Origin of the sequence: Stackebrandtia sp. (assembly GCF_035643755.1) — a bacterium.
Lineage (GTDB): Bacteria > Actinomycetota > Actinomycetes > Mycobacteriales > Micromonosporaceae > Stackebrandtia.
This window is the reverse complement of the sequence record NZ_DASQPW010000240.1, coordinates 23,627-31,134: the sequence shown is the minus strand read 5'-3', so window position 1 is coordinate 31,134 and position 7,508 is coordinate 23,627. Positions and strand designations below refer to the sequence as shown.

Genomic DNA, 7,508 nt, shown 5'->3' with positions numbered 1-7,508 from the left:
GGCGTCCTCGCCGCCGTAGATGGTCTGCAGCGCCCCCGCCCACGAGGTGGTGGCGTCGAAGAAGTTCTTCTGCGGCGTGAACTGGATCTTGGTGTGGTCGATGACGGTGTTGAAGGTGTCGAGGAAGTCGGTGTAGCTGGTCAGCTTGTCCTTGTACGGCGCGGACTTGGCGATCGACTGGCGCACCGTGTCGATGTGCTGGCCCTTGGTGGCGGCATACTTCAGGTGTTCCTTGGACGTCGCCCACTGCAGGAACCACCACGCGGGTCCCTTGTTCTTGGACGAGGCGTTCATGGCCAGCGACCAGATCCACATGTTGGTGGCCAGGGAGCCGTCGGGGCCCTTGGGACCGGGGTGCCAGGCGAGTTTTCCGGCCGCCTTGGTGCCCTCGTTTTGGAAGTACGAGGCGGAGTCGGCGTCGAAGAGCATGGCGGTCTTGCCCGAGCCGAGGTCGCTGGACGCCTGGTACCAGGTGTAGGACGTCCAGCCCTTGGGGCCGGAGTCGCGCACCATCTTGGCCCACTTGTCGGTGAAGTCGACCGCCTTGGCCGAGTTCATGCGCGGCACCAGCTTGCCGCCCTTGACGTCGAAGTCCTTCAGGCCGAGCCGGGAGTACATGGTCATGAATCCGGGGTGGATGGTGGCCCATTCCTTGGAGCCGCGCACCGCGATGCCGTACATGTCGTCGAAGCCCTTGGACCCGGTCTTCTTGTCGAGGGTCGCGGCCAGGTCGATGAGCTCGTCGAAGGTCTCGGCCGGTTTGAGGCCGAGCTTCTTGAACACGTCCTTGCGGTAACAGATCACGTTGGTCTCGAAGCCCCACGGCAGCATCCACTGCTTCTTGCCGCCGAGCGGGTCGCCGTTGGTGAAGTCCCACCGTCCGGCCTTCAGCAGGTTGGGGAAGAAGTCCTCGGAGTCGAAGTCGCCGTGGGTGGCGGAGTCGTTCTTCATCCACGGTCCGAGGTTTTCGAGGTATCCGGGCGGGCCGTACTGCCACACCATGTAGGCGCCGAGCATGAAGGCGTCGTAGTTGCCCTGGCGGGACTTGAGTTCCAGGGTGACCTTGTCGAAGTAGTTCGACTCGGGGAACTCGTCGATCTCCAGGGTGATGCCGGTCTTGTGCTCGAACTCGGACTTGTGTTTCTTGAGCGCGTCGGTGTAGGGGTGCTTGTTCATCAGCAGCTTGACGGTCTTGCCGTCGTACTTCTTCCAGTCGAAGCTGCCGGTGATGTCGTTGGCCGCCGAGTCGCCGTCTTGGCCCGAGCCGCCGCCGAAACCGCAGGCTTGCAGCATCGGCGCGCTGACGGTGAGGGCCGCCCCGAGTCCGGTGAGCCGCAGCAGATCGCGTCGGTTGTGGCGCCGACCGGTGTGATGAGTGTTGTTCATGAGATCTCCAGACCTCCGGGGAGTCAGGGAGCGGACTAGTGGCCGGGCGCCGGTTGCGGGGGCAGTACCAGCACAACGGCCGTATGCTTACGGCCCGATGACGGGCGGGTTTCCAGTTGTTTCCGGGAGCCTACGATCTAATTCACATCTGGTCAAGAGTTCTTAACGTCGAATCTTGTTAATTCATGTGATCGGCCGGTGGCCGGGTACCCCGTTGGTCAGCGCCGGATTGAAATCCACCAGCTCCCAGTCGCCGCGCGGCCCGCGATGCCGCAGCACCGCGCCGCTGGTGTTGGCGACCTTCGGGAACCGGGCCCGGTAGCCCGCCGGGTCGATGCCGGTCAAGCCGCAGGTCACCAGGCGCAGCAGCGTGCTGTGGCACACCGCCAGGACGCGGCCGCCGCGATGGCGGGCGGCCATGTCGGCCACCGCCGCGGCCCCCCTGTCGATGGCGGCGCGCGGATCCTCTCCCCCGGGCAGCGGGTGGGCCACCGGGTCGGACACGAACGCCGCGCGCTGTTCGGGCCAGCGCTCGGCCATCTCCCCGGCGGTCAATCCCTCGGCGAGCCCGAAATCCAGCTCCACCAGCCGCGCGTCGCGGGTGCACCGCACACCCGCGGCGTGGGCGGACGGATCGGCGGTGTCCGCGGCGCGCCGCAGGGTGGAGCTGTACACCGCGTCGAGCCGCGCCGTGGCCGCCCACACCGCCAGGTCGGCGGCCTGTCGCCGGCCCCGGGCCGTCAACGGCGCGTCGGTGCGTCCGCAGTAGCGGTTTCGCGCGTGAAACGAGGTCTCGCCGTGACGGATCAGCAGGACGACGGTGTCGCTCATGACTCCACTCCCGACAGCGCGGACGCGGCGAGGTCCTCGCCGATCCAGTCGCGCGCCCGCAGCGCGGCGACGAGTTCGGCGTAGCGGCCGTCGAACCGTTGCCGCGCACCGGGTCGGGGACGAAACTGCCCCACCTCGTCGAGCATGCGCCCGGCCGCCTCGGCCAATGTGCCCACATGGGACGCCGCGAGCACCGCCATGCCCACCGCGCCCTCGGCCAGCCGCGGCACCAGCACGGTCCGTCCCAGGATGTCGGCCTGCAGCTGGGTCCAGTAGGCGCTGCGGGCGCCGCCGCCGGTGACGGTCACCCGCTCCCCCACGCTCGCGCCCAGCGCCCGGACGTGGTCGAGACACAGGCGTTCCACGAACGCCACCCCCTGAAGGATCGCGGCGTAGCGGTCGGCGTCGTCGCGCGGTTGCCCGATGGTCAGGCGCTGGGCGTCGGGTCGGCGAAACGGGAACCGCTCCCCCACCGTCGCCAGCGGATACGTCAGGCATCCGGCGGGTTCCCGCTCGGCGGCCCGGGCGTCCAGGGCGTCGTATTCGGACGGTTCGAACTGCTGGCTGAGCAGACCGGCCCCGGCGCTCGACGCGCCACCGGGCCACCAGCGCCCGTCCGGCGAGCGATGCGAGTACAGGGCGCCGGTGGGGTCGTGAAGCAGCGAATCCGACACGCCCTTGAGGACGGTCGTGGTGCCCACGACGAGGTTCCACTGCCCGGGGCGCAGCACCCCGGCGGCGATCTGGGCGGCACAGCCGTCGGTCATTCCGGCGACGACCGGCACGCCGGCGGGAATGCCGGTGCGCTCGGAAGCCCGCGCGCACACGTGTCCCAGCACCTGGCCGGGGGCCGCCAGCGGCGGCAGCAGCCCGGGGTCGAGCCCCAGGCGATCCAGGTCCTCGGCGGGCCAGCTCCCGGCGATCGGGTCGATGCCGGTCTTGAGCGCGTTGCTGGTGTCGGCGGCGGCGGGGCGTCCGATCAGTCGCGAATTGATGACGTCCACCTGGTGCGCCAGCCGGACCCGGCCGGGCGGGCGCCCCCGGTCCACCAGCCACAGCGCCTTCGGCAACGCCCAGGTCCGTTGTGGACTGATCCCGGCGGCGGCCCATGCCCGCGCGGGCAGGTCCCGCACCCGCGCGGCCTGGTCGGCGGCGCGGGTGTCGTCGTACATCAATCCCGGCCCCAGCGGGCTCGCCGGATCGGACTCGGTGTCGGCGACCAGCAGGACGGTGCCGGAGGTCCCGCAGCACGCGATGCCCGCGATGTCGGCGGTGCCGGCCTGCGCCATCGCGCTCGCCGCGGCCCGCACGACCGCGTCCCACCACTGGCGCGCGTCCTGTTCGTGACGCCCGTCGGGCCACCGCGTGCTGTCCAGTGCGGACGATCCCTGCCCCAGCACCGCGCCGGTGTCGCCGACGACGACGGCGCGAACGCTCTGGGTGCCCAGGTCGACCCCGACCCAGGCTCGCCCGCGGCTCCGGGGGGATGCGGCCATGACGCCCCTCTCTCCGCAAAAGAATGTTATGAGCAGTGAGAAGATAACATCAATGCACGATAAGATAAAGCGTCGCGGCCGCGCAGCATCGGCACGAAGATCTCCTCGACGATGACGGGGACGCGGTCGGGCGCGACGGTGCCGTAGATCAACAGGTCGTGGCGCAGCAGGTCGAACGGCATCGACCGCATCGGTGCGGTGAGCGCGCCGGGTTTGATCTCGCCGCGCGCCACGGCCCTGTTGACGATGGCGTCCATCGCGGTGACGACCTGGGACTGTCGGATGAAATCGCGGAACTTCTCGGCCAGGTCGGGGCGGCGGTGGGTGGCGGTGATCATGCCCGCGATGAAGTCGGCGGGCATGCCCGCGATGCGGCGCCGCAGCCAGTCGAGCAGTTCCACCAGGTCGTCGCGCAGGTTGCCGGTGTCGGGGATGTCGATGTCGACGCGTTTGGAGGTCAGGACGTCGAGGTACAGCTCGGGGAGGTTGCGCCAGCGGCGGTACAACACCGCCTTGCTGGTTCCCGCGCGCTTGGCGATGCCGAGCATGGTGACCTCGGCGTAGCCGACCTCGGCGAGCTCGTCCCAGGCGGCGTCCGCGATGGCGGCTTCCAGGGCGGCGCCGCGGCGCCTCGAGGCGGGCACCCCCGTGGACGTCGCTTCGTTGTCGGTGTCCGCCATCACAGCCTCATTAGATACCTTGCGTCCCTTGCCTGCCGAGCGTACTTTCGAATTTAAGAAACCCGCTGTCTCTTATTGAGGGTAGGTGCCACCATGGCCGACTCCGCCGTGAACAATCCACCGCAGTTCCCCATGACGCGAAAGTGTCCCTTCGGCCCGCCCAGCGACTACGCCGCCATCCGCGCCGAACACCCAGTCTCCCAGGTCACGCTGCAGGACGGGTCCACCGCCTGGATGGTGACCAAACACGACCTGGCCCGCGAGGTTCTCGCCAGCCCCAAGGTGAGCTCCAACCGCGCCGCCCCCGGCTTCCCCGCCCTGTTCCCCAACATCCATTTGCTGTCGCGCCCCGGCCAGTTCATCTCCGCCGACGACCCCGAACACTCCCGCCACCGCCGCAAGGTCACCAGCACCTTCACCGTCAAGCACGTCAAGACGATGCAACCGGCGATCCAGGCCATCACCGACGCCGCCATCGACGCGATGCTGGACGGGCCGACGCCGGTCGACCTGGTGCAGGCGCTGTCGCTGCCGGTGCCGTCGCTGGTGATCTGCGAGCTGTTGGGGGTGCCGTACGCGGATCGGGACTTCTTCCAGTCCCGATCCAGCCTGCTGCTCAACCGCAACACCACCGTCGAACAACGCATGGTCGCCACCGACGAACTGCGTGGCTATCTCGGCGAGCTGATCGCGGTCAAGGAGACCGATCCCGCCGACGACCTGCTGTCGCGGCTGATCGACACCTACCGCGGCGAGGGCGAATACGACCGCGACACCCTGATAGGGGTGGCCAATCTGCTGCTGGTGGCCGGGCACGAGACCACCGCCAACATGATCTCGCTGTCGACGGCGTCCATCGTGTCCGACGCCGACCTGCGCCGCCGTGTCATCGACCACCCCGAGGCCACGCCGGAGCTGGTGGAGGAGCTGCTGCGCTATCACTCCATCGTGGAGGCGGCGACGTCGCGGGCGGTCGTCGACGACCTCACCGTCGGCGACACCGTCATCCCCGCGGGCCACGGCGTGATCAACGCGGTCGGCGCCGCCAACCACGACCCCGACGCCTTCGAACGCCCCGACGTCGTCGACCCCGACCGGGGCGCCCGGCACCACCTGGCGTTCGGGTTCGGGGTACACCAGTGCCTGGGCCAGAACCTGGCGCGCGCCGAACTGGAGATCGCCATCAACACCCTGTTCGCCCGCGTCCCCGACCTGGAGCTGGCGGTGCCGCTTGAGGACCTGCCGTTCAAATACGACGCCGGAATCTACGGCATCTACCGGATGCCGGTGCGGTGGTGAGGCGGCGACGGTGACCGCGACGGCGGCCTTCACAATCGACTCATGCTGAACCACATCGCCATCGTCGGGGCCTCGGCGGCGGGCATCTCCGCGGCCGAGGCCCTGCGGCAACAGGGTTTCGACGGGCGCGTCACGTTGATCGGCGCCGAGGACCACCTGCCGTACGACCGTCCGCCCCTGTCCAAGCAGCTGCTGTCGGGAGCGTGGGAGCCCGAGCGGTTGACCTTGCGTCCGCGCGAACGCATCGACGAGTGGGGCATCGACCTGCGGCTGGGCACCGCCGCCACCGGTCTCGACGTGGACGCCCGCGTCCTCGACCTGGACGACGGCACCCGGGTGGGCTTCGACGGCGTGATCATCGCCTGCGGCGTGGCCGCGCGGCGGCTGCCCGGCGAGACTCCCGAGGGCGTGCACTACCTGCGCACCCTGGACGACGCGCTGGCGATGCGCGCCCGGCTGAACGCCGGCGGCCGGCTGCTGGTGGTGGGCGCGGGTTTCATCGGCGCCGAGGCGGCGTCGGTGGCGCGCGAACGCGGCATGGAGGTGACCATGGTGGACCCGCTGCGGGCACCGATGGTCACCGCGCTGGGCGACGTGATCGCCGACCATCTCGCCGAGCTCCACAAGCGACACGGCGTGGACGTGCGGTGCGGCACCGGGGTTCGCGAGCTCACCGCCTCCGGCGGTCACGTCGACGGCGCGATCCTTCACGACGGGTCGCGGGTGGACGCCGACGTCGTGGTGGTGGGCATCGGCACCGTCCCGGCCACGGGCTGGCTGGCCGACAGCGGCCTGCTGCGCGACGGCGCGGTCGCCTGCGACCAGTACTGCGCCGCGGCGCCCGGGGTGTACGCGGCCGGGGACGTGGCCAGCTGGTATCACCCGTTGTTCGACGCCCGGGTGCGCGTGGAGCACCGCACCAGCGCCGGCGAGTCGGGCCGCCTGGCCGCGATCAACCTGTTGGGCGACAACCCGCGGGCCTTCGACAGCGTCCCCTACTTCTGGAGCGACCAGTACGACACGAAGCTCCAGGCGTGGGGCCAGGTCGGCGCCGACCTGGATTTCGCGGTGGTCGACGGCGACGTGGCGTCGGGAAGGTTCGTGGCGGCCTACGGCCGCGCCGGACGCATCGTCGGCGCGGTCGGTTCGGGAATGGTGAAGCCCCTGATGGGTCTGCGCGCGCTCATCGCCGCCCGCGGCGACATGCCCGCGGCTGTCGGACAGCGCGGCTAGCCTGGGCGCATGTGCCGCAACATTCGCCGCCTGAACAATCTGGCTCCCCCGGCCACGGCCGAGGAGATCCGCGACGCCGCCGTGCAGTACGTGCGCAAGCTGTCGGGCGCACCGAAACCCTCACAGGCCAATCAGGCAGCCTTCGACGCCGCGGTGGACGCGGTGGCCGCCGCCAGCGCGACCCTGTTGGAGTCGTTGACGACGACGGCGCCGCCGCGCACCCGCGAGCAGGAGCGCGAGCGCGCCGCGGCGCGCTCGGCCGCCCGTTTCGGTTAGGCCGCCGGCGGCGCGTAGCCGTAGCTGGGTTGGCGCTTTTCGTTGGGCACCAGGATCCACAGCGCCAGGTAGATGACGAACTGCGGCCCCGGCAGCAGGCACGACAGCACCGCGATGACGCGCATGGCGGTGGGGCTGATGCCGAAGCGGTGCGCCAGTCCGGCGCAGACCCCGGCGATGACGCGGCCTTCGCGTGGTCTGACCAGAGTGCTCATGGGTGTGTCCTCCCGTTGGCGGTGGCCCGTGCCCGGTGGCGCGGGGTGTGTCTTCCATGGTGGCGGCGCGGCGGGCCGGGCACATCAGGGTC

8 protein-coding genes are annotated in these 7,508 nt (G+C 70.1%); 3 read left to right on the top strand and 5 right to left on the bottom strand.

The features are described 5' to 3' along the window. From VE172_RS18675 to VE172_RS18660, 4 genes are all read right to left on the bottom strand, one after another. Positions 1-1,386, bottom strand: a 1,386-nt coding sequence (locus tag VE172_RS18675; protein WP_324803476.1) for an ABC transporter substrate-binding protein, incomplete at its 3' end; no start/stop codon positions are given. 183 nt (positions 1,387-1,569) lie between these two features. Beyond that, entirely contained in the window at positions 1,570-2,217 is a 648-nt protein-coding gene (locus tag VE172_RS18670) for a histidine phosphatase family protein (RefSeq protein ID WP_324803475.1), read from the bottom strand. Beyond that, the gene (locus VE172_RS18665; protein ID WP_324803474.1) at positions 2,214-3,713 is read right to left on the bottom strand and encodes an FGGY-family carbohydrate kinase; all 1,500 of its coding nucleotides are present in this window, start codon (positions 3,711-3,713) and stop codon (positions 2,214-2,216) included. The genes VE172_RS18670 and VE172_RS18665 overlap by 4 nt, the downstream gene beginning before the upstream one ends. 26 nt (positions 3,714-3,739) lie before the next feature. Beyond that, entirely contained in the window at positions 3,740-4,393 is a 654-nt protein-coding gene (locus VE172_RS18660; RefSeq protein WP_324803473.1) for a TetR/AcrR family transcriptional regulator, read from the bottom strand. A gap of 93 nt (positions 4,394-4,486) precedes the next feature. Between VE172_RS18660 and VE172_RS18655 the strand changes: the two genes are divergently transcribed. Genes VE172_RS18655 through VE172_RS18645 form a run of 3 tightly spaced genes read left to right on the top strand, consistent with a single transcriptional unit; the run spans position 4,487 to position 7,201 of the window. Beyond that, on the top strand, positions 4,487-5,692 hold the full coding sequence (locus VE172_RS18655; protein ID WP_324803472.1) for a cytochrome P450: 1,206 nt from the start codon (positions 4,487-4,489) through the stop codon (positions 5,690-5,692). 42 nt (positions 5,693-5,734) lie between these two features. Continuing rightward, positions 5,735-6,925: an NAD(P)/FAD-dependent oxidoreductase gene (locus VE172_RS18650; protein WP_324803470.1), complete on the top strand. Its 1,191-nt coding sequence runs from the start codon at positions 5,735-5,737 to the stop codon at positions 6,923-6,925. A 9-nt stretch (positions 6,926-6,934) separates the two neighbouring features. Then, entirely contained in the window at positions 6,935-7,201 is a 267-nt protein-coding gene (locus VE172_RS18645; protein WP_324803469.1) for a DUF2277 domain-containing protein, read from the top strand. Here the strand turns inward: VE172_RS18645 and VE172_RS18640 are convergent. Next, entirely contained in the window at positions 7,198-7,416 is a 219-nt protein-coding gene (locus VE172_RS18640; protein ID WP_324803468.1) for a PspC domain-containing protein, read from the bottom strand. The genes VE172_RS18645 and VE172_RS18640 overlap by 4 nt on opposite strands. Positions 7,417-7,508 lie beyond the last annotated feature (92 nt).

Excerpts from the sequence above, each read along its gene's own strand:
- VE172_RS18670 (WP_324803475.1), bottom strand. The coding sequence starts at position 2,217 with ATGAGCGACACCGTCGTCCTGCTGATCCGTCACGGCGAGACCTCGTTT.
- VE172_RS18665 (WP_324803474.1), bottom strand. The coding sequence starts at position 3,713 with ATGGCCGCATCCCCCCGGAGCCGCGGGCGAGCCTGGGTCGGGGTCGAC.
- VE172_RS18660 (WP_324803473.1), bottom strand. The coding sequence starts at position 4,393 with ATGGCGGACACCGACAACGAAGCGACGTCCACGGGGGTGCCCGCCTCG.
- VE172_RS18655 (WP_324803472.1), top strand. The coding sequence starts at position 4,487 with ATGGCCGACTCCGCCGTGAACAATCCACCGCAGTTCCCCATGACGCGA.
- VE172_RS18650 (WP_324803470.1), top strand. The coding sequence starts at position 5,735 with ATGCTGAACCACATCGCCATCGTCGGGGCCTCGGCGGCGGGCATCTCC.
- VE172_RS18645 (WP_324803469.1), top strand. The coding sequence starts at position 6,935 with ATGTGCCGCAACATTCGCCGCCTGAACAATCTGGCTCCCCCGGCCACG.
- VE172_RS18640 (WP_324803468.1), bottom strand. The coding sequence starts at position 7,416 with ATGAGCACTCTGGTCAGACCACGCGAAGGCCGCGTCATCGCCGGGGTC.